The organism is Mycobacterium sp. OAS707, from assembly GCF_014873705.1.
Classification (GTDB): Bacteria; Actinomycetota; Actinomycetes; order Mycobacteriales; family Mycobacteriaceae; genus Mycobacterium.
This window is the reverse complement of the sequence record NZ_JADBDS010000003.1, coordinates 1,198,862-1,212,729: the sequence shown is the minus strand read 5'-3', so window position 1 is coordinate 1,212,729 and position 13,868 is coordinate 1,198,862. Positions and strand designations below refer to the sequence as shown.

Below are 13,868 nucleotides of genomic sequence, written 5' to 3'. Positions count from 1 at the left end.
CCACTACCAAGCAAGGAGAAGTCCATGCCAACCAAAACCGTGATCGTCGGCTCGGCCATCGGCCTGCACGCCCGCCCCGCCGCCATCATCGCCGAAGCCGTCGTCAACGCAGGCGTCCCTGTCACGCTGTCGATGGACGGCGGTGAACCGGTCGACGCGGGCTCAGCGCTGATGATCATGACGCTGGGCGCGGGCAACGGCGCAGAGGTGACCGTCGCCTCCGACGACGAGGCGGCGCTCAAGACGGTCGCCGACCTCGTCCAGCAAGACCTCGACGCCTAAGCCTTCCAAGAGTTAGCGAACAACACCCCGCTGGCGGCCCCTTAAGATTGCTTCGATGCATGGAGCCGACGGCCTTGACGTGACACTTTGTCCCGCCGCCGCTCCGCCACATTGTTTGCTGTGTACTCGTCAGCACACTGCTGCCGGGCGAAGGGCCGAAAGGGGTGACCGCGCGTGCGCCGCATCGGTGCGTTAGTGGCAGTGCTGATGCTGGCGGTGTTGAGCGCTCCCCCTGCCGTAGCGATCGAGCCCCCCACCATCGACCCGGCCGTCGTGCCACCGGACGAAACAGGTCCGGATCAGCCGACCGAACAGCGCCGCGTGTGTTCGGCGCCGACGGTGTTCCCCAATTCGAACTTCGCGGACAAGCCGTGGCCGAACGACTACCTACGGCTGGCCGATGCGCAGAAGTTCGCAACCGGCGCCGGCGTAACTGTCGCGGTGATCGACACCGGCGTGAACGGCTCACCCCGGGTACCTGCCGAACCCGGCGGGGACTTCGTCGACAAGGCCGGCAACGGCATGAGCGACTGCGATTCCCACGGCACGCTGACCGCGTCGATCATCGCGGGCAGGCCCGCCCCCACCGACGGCTTCATCGGTGTCGCCCCCGACGCTCGCATTCTGTCGCTGCGGCAGACCTCGGAGGCCTTCCAGCCGGTCGGTTCCCACACCGACCCCAACGACCCGAACACCACGCAAACCGCGGGCTCGCTACGCAGCCTTGCCCGCGCCGTCGTGCATGCCGCCAACATCGGCGCGCAGGTGATCAACATCAGCGAGGCCGCCTGCTACAAGGTGACCAGGCCGATCAACGAGTCCGGCCTGGGTGCGGCCATCAACTACGCGGTCAACGTCAAGGGTGCGGTCATCATCGTCGCCGCGGGAAACACCGGACAGGATTGCGACAGACCACGAAGCGCACCATCTTGCCGCCGATGTCACGGCGCCACCACCGGCCCTCCAGAGTCCGGTCCGCCCGGCTGAGGGTGTCGACCATTGCGGCGACCTCGGGGTGGGGTTCACCGAACAGGTCGAGCACGCCTTGTGCGGTCAGGTCACGCCCGACCTGTTCCCACACGATGTTGCGCAGATCTTCCTGAGGGATGTTGGGCCGGATGCCCAGCGCGACGGGAAAGTCCATCAGATGGAGTTTGTCCGCGATGACGAGCATGCCGTCGATGGTGACCTCAACACCCACCACGTCGTCGAAATGTGTTGGCGGACTGGTCATATTTGCCCTGTCTGCGTCGACGCGCGCAAGACAACGGTCATCGCGCCACTGATGTGATGGGAATCTTTCGCTGATTCGGCGAGCTTGTCGCACAGGTCATCTGAGGATGCGGCGGCCGATTCGGCCGCGCTAGCGCGCACGTCGTCGCCGGACATGCATCTCCTCGTCCTTAGCTTCATCCGCAGTGGTGTCCCGGCCGGCGGCCCGGGGTGGATTGTCCGAATCCAACCTAGCTGCGGCGGGCATCCGACGCGGCGGGGGGCCGGACCGACCCAACCACGCAAACCTTCGCTGACGGACAGCTTACCAGCGGAAACACCTTGCAAATGCACTAATTTCCCGGCTGGCCGCGGCTGCCGACTCCGCCGACTGAGCAAACAATCAGCGCCCTAGGTCTTGGCTTTATGTCGTTGTCAGCAAACACAATGCGCTCTGGTGAGCGGACGCTCAATTGGAGCGACGGCCACCCCTGATGCGTCCGTGTGTGTGCTCGCCGCCGCAATTGGTGTTTGCTGGACAGCCGCGGCGCACCCTGGTCGTCGGATTCCGTAGCGCAGCCCGGCTGTGGTTGATACTTGAGGGTGGCCGACATACGCGTCGTCTGGAAGCGAAGGAGATTGTGCAGTGACCGACCGCGACGACGCATTGCGGAGAGAACTCGGCTGGACGGGGCCGGAGGAAACCGACTACGAGCCGCCCAAACCGAAGCCGGATCCAACGCCCGCCCCCCAGCCACCGGTGCCCTCGCGACCGCCGGTCGACTATGTGCCGCCGGAACGTCCCGCGAGCCCGCCCGCGCCGCAGTCGCCGAGTCCTGAACCCGGCCCGCGCGGCGGCCAATCCGAACCCCCTCCGCCGCCGTTCCTGGATCCAGAGCGCCAAGGCGGCCACCGGCAACCGCCGCGATACGGGCCACCGCCGGGACCGCCGCGCGACACCGGACCCTTGCCGACCCCCAACCGTCCCGACGAGGGCCCGCGGGCTCCGCAACCCGACTGGCAGCCGCCACCGCGCCCGCAGCGACCTGCTCCGCCACCCCCGCAGCCAGGACCTCCCACCCAACCGTGGAAAGCGCCGCTGTACCCACCCGAAGGGGCGTCGGCACCACCACCGCCGCCCGCGTCGTACGCCGACCGCATCAGAGCCGACGACCTGGTGCCCTCCCGCAAGGTCCCGCCGTCGCGCGGCTGGCGGCTAGCGGTGTACAAAGCGACCTTCGGAATGGTCAACCTCGGCCAGTCGCCTGACGAAATCCGGCAGGCCGAGCTGGAGGCCAGGATCAAGTCGGTGCTGCGCGGGCACTACAAGATCGGCGTGATGGGTAAAGGCGGCGTCGGCAAGACCACGGTCTCGGCCAGCGTCGGATCGATATTCGCCGAACTGCGCCAGGACGACCGCGTGGTGGCCATCGACGCCGACACCGCCTTCGGCAAGCTCGGCAGCCGGGTGGACCCCAAGGTGCAGGGATCCTATTGGGAGTTGGCTTCCGACCAACATCTCGAGACGTTCGCCGACGTGCGCAGCCGGGTCGGCAACAACGCGGCGGGCTTGTTCGTCCTCGCGGGCGAGGCGACTCCGGCGCGCCGCCGCGTGCTCGACCCCGCGATCTACCGCGAAGCGACGTCACGACTGGACCGCTACTTCACGATTTCGATCGTCGACTGCAGCTCGACCATGGACACCCCTGTCACACAGGAGGTGCTGCGCGACCTCGACGCGCTGATCGTGGTTTCGTCGCCATGGGTCGACGGCGCGGCGGCGGCGGGGCAGACGATGGACTGGTTGGCCGCCCGCGGGCTCACCAACCTGCTGCAGCGCACGGTGATCGTGCTGAACGATTCGGATGGCCACGCGGACAAGCGAACCCGGTCGATCCTGGCCCAACAGTTTGCGAGCCAGGGGCAGAAGGTCGTCGAGGTGCCGTTCGACGGGCATCTGCGGCCTGGCGGGGTCATCGACCACAGCAGCCAGATGTCGCCGGCCGCCCGCCGCAAGTTCATCGAGATCGCCGCCGCGCTCGCCGAATACTTCCCCACCCGCGATGACCGCAGCAGGGAACGCAACTAGTCGAGCTGCTTGAGCAGCGCCTCGATCGCATCGATCGACGCAGCCGACACCGGCTCCTCCGCCTCCGCGCGGAGCACGTCGTCCTCGGAAACGCCTGCGGCTTGGGCGGTTTCGGCGATGGTCAGGTTGGCGCGGCGGCGGGTGGCATACACCCGCTGGCCCAATGTCGCGCGCGGCGCTGTTGCGGCAAGCATCGTCAGCTCGTCGATCTGACGGCGGACGGTGCCAAGCGCCTTGATGAGCGCGGGCGTCACTCGGCTGATGCGGGTGGCGCTGGCGGCGACGCCCTCGAGCTGGCGAAGGTCGGCGAGAATAGCCGCGACCCGAGGGGTGAACTCGGCGTCCTCGACCGGCGGCAGCGCCTCGACCGCCGGGCCGAGGGTATGCACCGCGGTGATGACGGCCTGCGATATCAGGCTTCCCTCTTGCCCGACGCCTGCGGGTTCGGTCGGCCGCTCCCGCGCCGGAGGCTCGCCTTGACGGAGCCGGGCGATCGTGCCCGGCGGCCACTGCAGCACTTCCTCGAGCTTTGCTCGGGTGCGTTCGCGTGGCCAGCTGCGGCCCTTTTCGAACGCGATCAGGGCTCCGGCGTTGATGATTCCGTCGGCCGCGAGACTGCGTTGGCTGATGTCGAGTTCTCGCCTGCGCGCCGCGGCGGCCGCGCCGGCGCGGACCAATCCCGGGTCGACGACGTCCGACGCCTCAGCGGTCGACTCGGCGTCTGTCATTACGGCGATTCCTCGCTGAGTGGGTGCTGCGCAGGGTGTCGCAATAGTAGCCGTCCAACCGTCGAGTGCTACGACTTGACCCTCGATTCTGCGTGATTGAGATGCAGCGCAGCTACAACTTTCGCACCAGTAAACCGTATCAATGCTACGGAATTACCTTCTTGGCGTATGCCGTGGTTTTCGCAGTTGGTCGGCTGTTTTGGTGTCGAAGCCTAACCGTTCTCGTTGTCCGCCGGGCGCGCTAGGTCTTCGCTAAACTGTTGCATTGCTACGGTTGCTGCGCTACGTTTGGCGGCATTGCGGCGTAGTGCCGCAGAGCGTGCAGAGGAGCAACAGCGATGAGCGCATCCGAATGGGAAGAGACGCCGATCGGCGCATGCACCCAAGACCCTGAACGGTGGACCACCAGAGCAGACGAAGAGGCCAAAGCCATCTGCCGGGAATGCCCGCGCCGGTGGCTGTGCGCCCGCGAGGCGTGCGAACTCCCGCGTGCCGAGGGGCTGTGGGCAGGCATCGTCATCCCCGAGGCCGGCCGCGGCAGAACGTTTGCCCTGCGACAACTGCGCTCGCTGGCCGAGCGCAATGGCTACCCGGTACGCGATCGCCGACTGTTCGCCGAATCCGCCTGACCCGCTCGCCGTTCGCCGATGTCGAGGGGTCTGCGGCGAACCAGTGGAATATGTTGTCCCGCCGGGCAGTTAGATCATGCGACGGTGTCGGTTATGCCCCGGGCCCCATCCAGAATCGTCGCCGAGAGCGACCACTCGCCGAGAGGCGCCATGGCGGCACCGTCCCAAACTTCCCGCCTACCAGGTGTCCACGAACCTGCTCTCACCGCGCGGTTGGGGATGTGCGGCGGCCGCCGCGAGGGTCGCTGCGATCAGACCGCGGGTATCCGCGGGGTCGATGACGTCGTCGATCTCGAACAGGGCAGCGGCGTTGAGCGCCTTGGCATTTGCCTCGGCGGCGGCCGTTGCCTGCCTGACTCGTTCTTCCCGGTCGCCCTCGTCGGCGATCTGCTCGAGTTCCTTGCGCAGCCCAAGTCGGACGGCTCCCTCGAGGCCCATCGGGCCGAGGTGGGCGCCCGGCCAGGCAACGGTGAGCAGCGGTTCGTGCAGACTGCCGCCGGTCATCGCCTGCGCGCCGAGCCCGTAGCCGCGGCGCAGCACGACCGCGACGAGTGGCACACGCATCGCGGCGCCCGCTACGAGCATGCGGGACGCGCGTCGCACCAACGCCTCGGACTCAGCCGCCGGGCCGACCATGTAGCCCGGGCAGTCGATCAGTGACACGACCGGTAGTCCGAACGCGTCGCAGAGTTGAAGGAAACGCGCGGCCTTGTCGGCGGCGGCAGCGGTGATCGCGCCTGCCATCACCATCGTGTTGTTGGCGATGACGCCGACGGCGCGGCCCTCGATGCGCGCCAGTGCGGTGACCATTTCACGGGCGAACCCCTTGCGGAGGAAGGTCACCGATCCGTCGTCGGCCAACGTCTCGATGATCGGCTCGACCTTGTACGCCCGCCGCTGTGTTTCGGGAATCATTGTGCGCAAACGTGTTTGGTCGTTTTCCCGGCCCGGTGTCGTCGCACCCTGAAAATAGCCCAGCAACTGCTTGGTCACCGCCACGGCATGTGCCTCGTCCGGTACGACGACGTCGAGCACGCCGTTGGGCTGTTGCATGGAGACCGGGCCCACCGCGTCGGGGTGGACGTCACCGAGGCCGCCGCCTGCGATCATCGCGGGCCCGCCCATCCCGATCGACGCATCCTCGGTGGCGACGATCAGGTCGGAGCATCCCGCGATCACCGCGTTGCCCGCGAAGCAGCGGCCCTTGACGATCGCGATCCGCGGCACCAGTCCCGACAGCGCCGCCCACAGCTTGAACGCACGCGCATCGAGCGCCGAGACGACCGGGTAGTCGGTGTCGCCGGGACGTCCGCCGCCACCTTCAGCGAAGAACACCGTCGGCAACCGCATCCGCTCGATGAGCTCGAACAGCCGGTCCTTCTTGCGATGACCGAGCGCGCCCTGGGTGCCCGCGAGCACCGTGTAGTCATACGACAGCACCGCGCATGCGTTGCCGTTGACGCGCGCCGTGCCTGCGACGAGCCCGTCGGCGGGGGTGCGCGCGATCAGGTCGTCGACGTCGCGGCGGAATCGCTGAGCGGCGATCGCGAAGCGTCCGTACTCGACGAACGACCCCGCATCGACGAGGTCCTCGATGTTCTCGCGCGCGGTGCGACCGTTGGCTGCGTGCCTGCGTTCTACGGCCTCTGGACGGGCCGCATCCTCGGTGAGCGCGCGGCGGCGCAGTAGTTCGGCGTGATCGTCGCTGCTCATCGTGTCAGATGCTAACAACGTGTGATTGTTAGCACGCTATTAGTTAGTGCCCTATCTAATTGGGTATCGTGGGGTCATGACGCTCGTCGAGGACGACATCGATCCACTGGCGCTGGAACGGCAGGTGTGTTTCGCGCTGGCCGTCACCAACCGCGCGGTGTTGGCGGTGTATCGGCCGCTGCTCGAACCGCTGGGACTGACCCACCCGCAGTACCTGGTGATGCTCGCCCTCTGGGACCACCACAAGTCGGCCGCCGATCGACCGCTGACCGTTAAGGAGATCGCCGCCGCATTGCAGTTGGATTCGGCGACGTTGTCTCCGATGCTCAAGCGGCTGGAGTCGCTCGGCCTCATCAACCGCTCCCGCAGCACCGCCGACGAGCGTGCCACCGACGTGGAGCTGACCAGGGCAGGCATTCAGCTACGGCGGCGAGCCCTCAAGATTCCGCCCGCGGTGGTGGACCGGCTCGGCGTGGGGCTCGACGAACTCGAACGGCTCCACGACGTCCTCACTCACGTCAACGCCGCGGCCCTGGCCGCCGGCGCGCTCAACGACAGAAAGGATGTCCGATGAACCGGCCATCTCCGCTGCAGTACATCGGCTATGCGTACGGCCGCAGCCTTCCCGCCGAATTCCGCGATTGGGTGCGCAACGACCTCGCAGGCCCAGGAGCAGTGCGCCGCCACATGGTTCGCGCCGCGATACCGCCGTTCCTTGTGCTGGCGCCGTTCTGGTTGCTGCCTGCGTCGCTGTACGTGCATACGGAGATGACGGCGCCCATCTACATCTGGGCCCTGCTGATGTCGTTGGCGCTGAACAAGGTGTGGCGCCGGCACCGGTTGGCGCAACACGGTCTGGACCCCAATCTGGTAGACGAGATCAACCGGGAGAAGAACGCCCGTGTCCACGAGAAGTACATCCGGCGCTACGGGCCACGCCCGGAAGCGGCCCGCTGGCAATCCAACAGCAGTCCTTTCTAGCCGCCGGAAGTTATCCACAGGCCGCGACGGCGCGGGCACCGATTTGTCGGCGATCCGGCTTAGCGTGCGGACATGACCAACTGGATCAACACCGTCAGCCGTGGCCACGTCGAACGTGGGGTGCGTGGCCGCTTCACCCAGGCCAACCACGGCAAGCCACACATGTTGAAGAAGATGGCCAGGGGTGACTGGATCGTCTTCTACTCGCCGAAGACCGACTATCCCGAAGGTGATCCGCTGCAGGCCTTCACCGCTATCGGCCAGGTCGTCGACGACGAACCGTACCAAGCAGAGCTGTCGCCGGACTTTCAGCCGTGGCGTCGCAACGTCGATTTTCTGGAGTGTGCGGAAACACCGATCCGCCCGCTGATCGAGCAACTGGAGTTCATCGAGGACCCCGCGCGCTGGGGCATCAAGTTCCGGTACGGGGTGTTCAAGATCAGCGATCACGACCTCGAGGTAATCCGCTCAGCGATGACGGGTTAGCCCGTCACACGGTCGATATCGGTGTCAACGTCGGGGCGATGCGCGTCAGCGTGCCGTCGTATGTCAGCTGATAAATGCTGCCGTCCGGTCCCTGCACCAACTTGTTGGTGCTGCCGGGCGCCGCCGCGCCGAACACCTTCTCGCCGATCAGCTCCGAGTAGTCGGAATTGAACGTCAGCTCCTTGACCCACTTCTGATTGAAATCCGCGATCAAGACTGTGTTTCGGTTCCCATCGGGGTAGGCCAAGACACCGGTGATCGAGTTCCCGCCGCTGGTGTGCCGGTACGCATAGATCGGATTGTCATACGAGGACGGTGTGGAGCAGTCGGCTGTGCCGATTCCGTTGCAGGGACCTTCGGCATAGGGCCAGCCGTAGTTGCCGCCTGCCGTGACGAGGTTGACTTCCTCCCACTCGGCCTGGCCGACATCGGCCACCAACAGCTGGCCGTCCGGCGCGAAGGCCAATCGGAACGGGTTGCGGAAACCGATCGCGTAGATCAGCGGGCCGGCGCCGGACGCGTTAGGGAACGGGTTATCGCTGGGTGCGCTGCCGTCTGGATTGAGGCGTAGCACCTTGCCGTAGATGTTGGACAGGTCCTGGGAGTTGCTGCCGTCGATCACGCTGCAACAGACGTTGTCACCGACCGACCAATAGAGCTTGCCGTCGGGGCCGAAGGCAAGCCCTCCGCCGTGGTGGTCGTTGCCCGCTGGCTGCGTGCCTTGGACGAGGACAACCTCCGAATTCGGATCGACCGTGAGCACCTCAGCCGTCGGGTCGGTGACCGTCAGACGCGACAAGCGTTGGTAGTTGTCTGACCTGACATAAGACACGTAGATGTAGCCGTTGTTTTCGAAGTCGGGATCTACCTCGAGGCCCGCCAACCCCTTTGCCCAGAAAGTATCGGTCGGCAACGTGATGAGTGGGGTGCTCTGTAGCTGGCCGCCGTTCGACACCCTGATGGCACCGCCCTTTTCGGCAAACAAGAGTCGACCGTCCGGCAGGAACCGGAAGTCTGTCGGCGAGTTGAGCCCAGACACGACGGTGGATGAGGTGTATCCGTCGTCGACGATGATGGTTACCGACGCGGAACGACCGCCGCCGCCGAACAGTCCGAACGTCGCGAACCGCATCAGACCACCTAGCAGGCCGGTGCTGCCGCCGTTCATCTCGGTCGCGGTGATCCTGAATTTGTCCTCGCCGTTGTATGCCGGGTCGGGCGTGTAGGTGAAGGTGCCGTCAGGCGCCACTGTCACGTCGCCATGAGCGGGCTTGCTCGCGGTCAGTTTCAGCGTGCTGTCCGGGTCGGTGGCATTGACGCGGCCCACGAGATTTCCGTCGACCACTCGGCTGTCGGCCACGTCATAGGTGATCGTGGGTCGCTGATCGGCGCCGGAGCTGGATCCCAACAGGCCCCGGCTCAGCTCGCGCCACGCCAGTTGAAGAAAGCCGAACAGCGACGGCGCAGGCGCGGCCGGTGCGACCGGGTCGGTCGTGGCCGGCGAGCCGAGTGCAAGGGAGGTCAGCATGCTGGTAACGATCTGCCCCTCGGTTTCCGGTGTCACCTGTGCCTCTGGCGGATCTGCCACCACCTGACTTTGGACCACGGACCGCGCGGTCATGGTTGGAGTCGACCCTGCACTTCCGCGGCCCGAATTCGGTTCGTCCGCCTGGGTTTTGGTGTCTGGACTCGGCGTGGCGTCGTCCACCGGGCGTGCCTGGGCCGCCGCGTTGGTGGCGCTAGCCGATGGTCGCACCCGTTTCTCCAGTGCGGGCTTGTCATCCTGCGACGATGGCCGTGATGTCGACGCCGGGTGCCGTGCGCCCTTCCTTACTGGCTTGGCCGTTGAATCCGCTTCGAACGCCCCGTCTTTCGGCGTCTCGGTGGCATGACCAGAAGTGGCTTCGGTGTCGTCGGGACCAGTTGTGCTGCCGCCGGCGGCCTGTGTGGACGTTGTGGATTTATCCGTCGTCGTGGCGCCACCCGCGGCGCCTCCGTTTGCGGTCGCCGACTTCGTCTCTGAGGAGTCGTTTGCCGCCGAGCCTGATGCGCCTTCGGAAGAATCCGCCATCGCCAGTCCGTGGCCGGTGAATACGGCGGTGCCAATCCCCAGGGCAATCGCCAATCCGCCGACGCGTCCCACGTACGCCGCTGAATTCTTCATATCGTCACTCCTGCAAGCTATCCAGCAAAGGTCTGACTTCTCGCTGCGGGCCGTTAAGATATTTGCTCCAGCTGGCCCGCCGTTTCGCCAAGATACGTCCGACGACCGTTCAGACATAAGCTTTACAAGCTGGCTAGCAAAGCTGGTCGCCGGTTACTGCAGCCGTTCGCCCCGACCGGTCTCCTTTGCCATCGGGGCGGCCACCGCTCGGTCATTTCTGTTTCAGCAACGGTTCGCTAGGTGCAGTGTCGTGCCTGCCATACCGGGGCGTGCCGACGCGCGGGCTACCGTGAGTCCGTGAGCAACACCGATACCGCGCCTGCCGAAGTAGCCTGTGTCGCTTCGCCGTTCGCCGGAGTGCTGCATCCGCGTGAGGTGCCGCTCGGCGGACCGCGGGCGATCAAGGTGCGGCGCACGCTGCCGCAGCGGGAACGCTCGCTGATCGGGGCCTGGTGTTTCGCCGACCACTACGGGCCGCACGACGTCCGGGGCGGCACCGGGATGGACGTACCGCCGCATCCGCACACCGGATTGCAAACCGTCAGTTGGCTGTTCAGCGGCGAGGTAGAGCACCGCGACAGCGCGGGCGTGCACGCGATGGTCCGTCCCGGCGAGCTGAACCTCATGACCGCCGGCGCGGGGATCTGCCACTCCGAGGTCTCGACCTCCGCGACGGCGGTGCTGCACGGCGTGCAGCTGTGGGTGGCGCTGCCCGACTCCGATCGTGACGCCGGCCGGGACTTCGCCCACTATGTGCCGCAACCACGCTCCGTGGGCGGTGCCACGCGGCGGGTGTTTCTCGGCGAGCTCGAGGGCGACCGCTCCCCCGTGCACACCTTCACGCCGCTGCTCGGTGCGCAGCTCGACCTCGATCCGGGCGCGGACGTCACCCTCGAGGTGGATAGCGACTTCGAGCACGGCGTGCTGCTCGACCAGGGCCGCGTCGAGGTGGCCGGTACCGCGCTCGACGTGGCCGATCTGGCGTTCCAGGCCGCAGGCAGCAGCCAACTGACGATCGCCAACCGCGGCGACAGCCCTGCGCGGGTGGTGCTGCTGGGTGGCCCGCCGTTTGCCGAGCAGCTGGTGATGTGGTGGAACTTCGTCGGCCGCAGCCACGACGACATCGCCGGCTACCGCCGGCAGTGGGAAGACCACGCCGACCGCTTCGGCGCAGTCGAGGGCTACCGCGGCGCCGTGTCGCGACTACCCGCTCCACCGCTGCCGAACGCCACGTTGCGCCCACGCCCCAATCCCGGGGTATAGAGGATTCATGACCACCGACAAGACCGGCGCGCCGACGACCGTCACCCAGGAATCCGACCGCTTCAGCATTTCCGTTGACGGACAACAGGTCGGCTTCACCGAGTACGTCGATCGCGACGGGCAACGGGTCTTCCCGCACACCGAGGTGCTCGACGAATTCGGCGGCCGCGGCCTGGCGACCATTCTCGTCGGCGAGGCGCTGCAGGCCACCCGCGACGCCGGGCTGCGGATCGTCGCCGTCTGCCCGATGGTGGCCGGCTACGCCGAGAAGCACCACGAACTCGCCGACGCGGTCGATCCGATCAATTCGGACATCAAACGCTGGCTCGCGACCAGGTAGCGCGAAATTCGAGTACCGACCTACTCGCTCGGATGCGGTGAATCTGCGCCAAGCTCAACTCACGACAACATCGACGTGCTGACCGGTTGGGGGTAACGGGGGCGGATACCCCCACAACACAGCACGGTCACGGGCCCGTCGCCACCCACTGTGGCGGCGGGCCCGTCACGTCGTAAGGCCTGCCGGATATGGTCGGTCGCAATGACTGGCCCTTCAGCATTCTTCGTCGCCGACGGCGACACCTTCGTGCCGCAGCCCATCGCCCGCGGGCCGTGGGGAGACACGATCAGCGGCAACTACGTCGGCGGCATCCTCGGCCACGTCCTCGAGCGCGACGCGGGCGATCCCGATTTTCAGCCAACCCGGTTGACCGTCGACCTGTTCCGGCCCGCCGCGCTGGCGCCGGTGCGCGTCGACACCACGGTGACGCGTCAGGGCCGCCGGCTGAGGTTGGTCGACGCGGTGATGACGCAGGGCGAGACCGTCGTCGCCCGAGCCAGCGGACTGTTTCTGCGTCGCGGCGAACAACCGACCGACCAGATCTGGTCATCACCGGTGACCATGCCGCCGATTCCGCCCAGCCCCGACCCGATTCCACGGGGCTTGGCGATGCTGGTGTGGACCTACGGCCGCAACGAGCACACGCCCGGTCCTGGCTTCGGCCTCGATGCGTGGCAGCACGCGGGGCCGAAATACATCTGGGTGCGCGATATCCGGCCGTTGGTCGCGGGGAAAGAACTCACACCGTTCACTCGGGCGGCGATGGCAGGCGACATGGTCAGCTCATTGACTCATTTCGGCGCAGCGGGTTTGCAGTTCATCAACGCCGACTACACCCTGACCCTGTCCCGGCTGCCCGAAGGCCCCTACCTTGGGTTGGCGGCCCTGACGCATTACAGCCACGACGGCGTCGCCACCGGCACGGCCACCATCGTCGATCAGCACGGCCCGATCGGCAGCGGCGTCGCCAACGCGTTGTCCAACCCTGGCTTCAACCCGCCGCACCCCTAACGCGGCTTGCACACCACCACGGGAATCTCGCGGTCGGTCCAGGCCTGATAGTTGTCGAAATCCGCGTAGAGGTCGACGAGCTTCGGCCACAACCGCGCCCGCTCTTCGGCGCTTGCCGTCACGGCACGCACCGCGCGACGGTCGGCACCGATCTCCACGTACGTGTCGGGGTTGGCCACCAGATTGCGATACCACTGCGGGTCCTCTGGCCGACCGCCCTGCGACGCGACGATCACCACGTCGGCGCCGTCGAACATGTACAGCAGCGGCGTGACGAACACCTTGCCGGACTTGCGACCGCGATGCTCGAGCAACAGCGTCGGCACCGGCTTGCGGAATCCCGCTCCGATGCGCCACTTCCCGCCGATCTTCCCCCCGGTCTTCCGGTAGACCCAGACGTGCGCCTTGCCCGCGTACTTGAAGATCTTCGGCAGCAGCGGCGAATCCAGCTGCCTGGGTCGGTCCTGCGGCATCAGAGGTACTCGGCCGTGCTGCCGCCGATAGGCATCGCGGGCATGCCGAGCTTGCGGTGATCCCAACTGCGCATCCGGCTGGGCACCACCCGCACGCAGATGCGGTTGTTCATCATCTGGTCGATGAACGGACGCATCTCGTCGGTGTAGGGGCCGGTGTACCGCTCCCACACGCTAATGCCAACGCGCAGAATGGTTTCCGCGTCATCGACGATCTCGGCTTTGCCGTCGATCGACACCCCGCGCAGAGTGTCGTAGCTTTGCCCGTCTTCGATCATCACCGTGATCGTCGGATCACGACGCAGGTTGACCGCCTTCTGCGACTTGGCTTTGGTTTCGAACCAGATCTCGCCGTCGACCACGGCGTACCACATCGCGACCAGGTGCGGCCTGCCGTCGGGCAGCACGGTCGCCATCGTCGCGGTCCGGCTGCGCTCTATGAACTGGGCGATCTCCTCGTCGGTCATGACGATGTTCGCCCGCTGGTTTGTGCCCAC

The 13,868-nt window shown here is 66.5% G+C and carries 14 protein-coding genes and 2 pseudogenes; 10 read left to right on the top strand and 6 right to left on the bottom strand.

Annotated elements, in window-relative coordinates:
* Window positions 1-24 precede the first annotated feature (24 nt).
* Window positions 25-282 (top strand): HPr family phosphocarrier protein, encoded by a 258-nt coding sequence (locus tag GGC64_RS24160; RefSeq protein ID WP_192725011.1) that lies wholly within the window; start codon window positions 25-27, stop codon window positions 280-282.
* Window positions 283-456: 174 nt separating this feature from the next.
* Window positions 457-1,188, top strand: a pseudogene (locus GGC64_RS24155) (S8 family serine peptidase); the annotation flags it as partial.
* On the opposite strand, the pseudogene GGC64_RS24150 reads toward GGC64_RS24155, so the two are convergent.
* Window positions 1,187-1,516: pseudogene (locus GGC64_RS24150) on the bottom strand (ESX secretion-associated protein EspG); the annotation flags it as partial. The pseudogenes GGC64_RS24155 and GGC64_RS24150 sit on opposite strands and share 2 nt — an antisense overlap.
* Before the next feature lie 624 nt (window positions 1,517-2,140).
* Between GGC64_RS24150 and GGC64_RS24145 the strand changes: the two are divergent.
* Window positions 2,141-3,583 carry a MinD/ParA family protein gene (locus tag GGC64_RS24145; RefSeq protein WP_192725010.1) on the top strand — a complete coding sequence of 481 codons (1,443 nt, stop codon included), beginning with the start codon at window positions 2,141-2,143 and terminating at the stop codon, window positions 3,581-3,583.
* Here the strand turns inward: GGC64_RS24145 and GGC64_RS24140 are convergent.
* Window positions 3,580-4,311: a transcriptional regulator gene (locus GGC64_RS24140; RefSeq protein WP_192725009.1), complete on the bottom strand. Its 732-nt coding sequence runs from the start codon at window positions 4,309-4,311 to the stop codon at window positions 3,580-3,582. The genes GGC64_RS24145 and GGC64_RS24140 overlap by 4 nt on opposite strands.
* 338 nt (window positions 4,312-4,649) lie before the next feature.
* Between GGC64_RS24140 and GGC64_RS24135 the strand changes: the two genes are divergently transcribed.
* Window positions 4,650-4,940, top strand: a complete 291-nt coding sequence (locus GGC64_RS24135) for a WhiB family transcriptional regulator (RefSeq protein ID WP_192725008.1) — start codon at window positions 4,650-4,652, stop codon at window positions 4,938-4,940.
* A 177-nt stretch (window positions 4,941-5,117) separates the two neighbouring features.
* Here the strand turns inward: GGC64_RS24135 and GGC64_RS24130 are convergent, their stop codons facing one another.
* Complete coding sequence (locus tag GGC64_RS24130) at window positions 5,118-6,653, bottom strand: acyl-CoA carboxylase subunit beta (RefSeq protein WP_192725007.1); 1,536 nt, start codon at window positions 6,651-6,653, stop codon at window positions 5,118-5,120.
* 76 nt (window positions 6,654-6,729) lie between these two features.
* Here GGC64_RS24130 and GGC64_RS24125 point away from each other — a divergent pair, with 76 nt between their 5' ends.
* The 3 genes from GGC64_RS24125 to GGC64_RS24115 all read left to right on the top strand — a co-directional run bounded on the left by GGC64_RS24125 (window position 6,730) and on the right by GGC64_RS24115 (window position 8,120).
* Window positions 6,730-7,227, top strand: coding sequence for a MarR family winged helix-turn-helix transcriptional regulator (locus GGC64_RS24125; RefSeq protein WP_192725006.1), 498 nt, complete (start codon window positions 6,730-6,732; stop codon window positions 7,225-7,227).
* Window positions 7,224-7,634: a DUF5313 domain-containing protein gene (locus GGC64_RS24120; protein WP_192725005.1), complete on the top strand. Its 411-nt coding sequence runs from the start codon at window positions 7,224-7,226 to the stop codon at window positions 7,632-7,634. The genes GGC64_RS24125 and GGC64_RS24120 overlap by 4 nt, the downstream gene beginning before the upstream one ends.
* A 72-nt stretch (window positions 7,635-7,706) precedes the next feature.
* The gene (locus GGC64_RS24115) at window positions 7,707-8,120 is read left to right on the top strand and encodes an EVE domain-containing protein (protein WP_192725004.1); all 414 of its coding nucleotides are present in this window, start codon (window positions 7,707-7,709) and stop codon (window positions 8,118-8,120) included.
* Between the two features lie 4 nt (window positions 8,121-8,124).
* Here GGC64_RS24115 and GGC64_RS24110 read toward each other — a convergent pair whose 3' ends face one another.
* A complete protein-coding gene (locus GGC64_RS24110) occupies window positions 8,125-10,284 on the bottom strand; it encodes a PQQ-dependent sugar dehydrogenase (RefSeq protein ID WP_192725003.1) in 2,160 nt (719 codons plus the stop codon).
* Window positions 10,285-10,581: 297 nt separating this feature from the next.
* Between GGC64_RS24110 and GGC64_RS24105 the strand changes: the two genes are divergently transcribed.
* The 3 genes from GGC64_RS24105 (at window position 10,582) to GGC64_RS24095 (ending at window position 12,898) form a co-directional block, all read left to right on the top strand.
* Window positions 10,582-11,547, top strand: coding sequence for a pirin family protein (locus GGC64_RS24105; RefSeq protein ID WP_192725002.1), 966 nt, complete (start codon window positions 10,582-10,584; stop codon window positions 11,545-11,547).
* A 7-nt stretch (window positions 11,548-11,554) separates the two neighbouring features.
* On the top strand, window positions 11,555-11,887 hold the full coding sequence (locus GGC64_RS24100) for a GNAT family N-acetyltransferase (protein WP_192725001.1): 333 nt from the start codon (window positions 11,555-11,557) through the stop codon (window positions 11,885-11,887).
* Between the two features lie 201 nt (window positions 11,888-12,088).
* Window positions 12,089-12,898 (top strand): acyl-CoA thioesterase domain-containing protein, encoded by an 810-nt coding sequence (locus GGC64_RS24095; RefSeq protein WP_192725000.1) that lies wholly within the window; start codon window positions 12,089-12,091, stop codon window positions 12,896-12,898.
* On the opposite strand, the gene GGC64_RS24090 is transcribed toward GGC64_RS24095, so the two are convergent.
* Together GGC64_RS24090 and GGC64_RS24085 are read right to left on the bottom strand one after the other, a co-directional pair.
* Window positions 12,895-13,371, bottom strand: a complete 477-nt coding sequence (locus GGC64_RS24090) for a nitroreductase family deazaflavin-dependent oxidoreductase (protein ID WP_225952159.1) — start codon at window positions 13,369-13,371, stop codon at window positions 12,895-12,897. The two genes, GGC64_RS24095 and GGC64_RS24090, sit on opposite strands and share 4 nt — an antisense overlap.
* On the bottom strand, window positions 13,371-13,868 hold the full coding sequence (locus tag GGC64_RS24085) for a PPOX class F420-dependent oxidoreductase (protein ID WP_192724999.1): 498 nt from the start codon (window positions 13,866-13,868) through the stop codon (window positions 13,371-13,373). Before GGC64_RS24085 ends, GGC64_RS24090 begins: the two co-directional genes overlap by 1 nt.

What these genes read in the sequence shown, in the direction of transcription:
- GGC64_RS24100 (WP_192725001.1), top strand. Translation starts at nt 11,555, where the DNA reads ATGACCACCGACAAGACCGGCGCGCCGACGACCGTCACCCAGGAATCC.
- GGC64_RS24090 (WP_225952159.1), bottom strand. Translation starts at nt 13,371, where the DNA reads ATGCCGCAGGACCGACCCAGGCAGCTGGATTCGCCGCTGCTGCCGAAG.
- GGC64_RS24130 (WP_192725007.1), bottom strand. Translation starts at nt 6,653, where the DNA reads ATGAGCAGCGACGATCACGCCGAACTACTGCGCCGCCGCGCGCTCACC.
- GGC64_RS24110 (WP_192725003.1), bottom strand. Translation starts at nt 10,284, where the DNA reads ATGAAGAATTCAGCGGCGTACGTGGGACGCGTCGGCGGATTGGCGATT.
- GGC64_RS24095 (WP_192725000.1), top strand. Translation starts at nt 12,089, where the DNA reads ATGACTGGCCCTTCAGCATTCTTCGTCGCCGACGGCGACACCTTCGTG.
- GGC64_RS24120 (WP_192725005.1), top strand. Translation starts at nt 7,224, where the DNA reads ATGAACCGGCCATCTCCGCTGCAGTACATCGGCTATGCGTACGGCCGC.
- GGC64_RS24125 (WP_192725006.1), top strand. Translation starts at nt 6,730, where the DNA reads ATGACGCTCGTCGAGGACGACATCGATCCACTGGCGCTGGAACGGCAG.
- GGC64_RS24140 (WP_192725009.1), bottom strand. Translation starts at nt 4,311, where the DNA reads ATGACAGACGCCGAGTCGACCGCTGAGGCGTCGGACGTCGTCGACCCG.
- GGC64_RS24115 (WP_192725004.1), top strand. Translation starts at nt 7,707, where the DNA reads ATGACCAACTGGATCAACACCGTCAGCCGTGGCCACGTCGAACGTGGG.
- GGC64_RS24160 (WP_192725011.1), top strand. Translation starts at nt 25, where the DNA reads ATGCCAACCAAAACCGTGATCGTCGGCTCGGCCATCGGCCTGCACGCC.
- GGC64_RS24135 (WP_192725008.1), top strand. Translation starts at nt 4,650, where the DNA reads ATGAGCGCATCCGAATGGGAAGAGACGCCGATCGGCGCATGCACCCAA.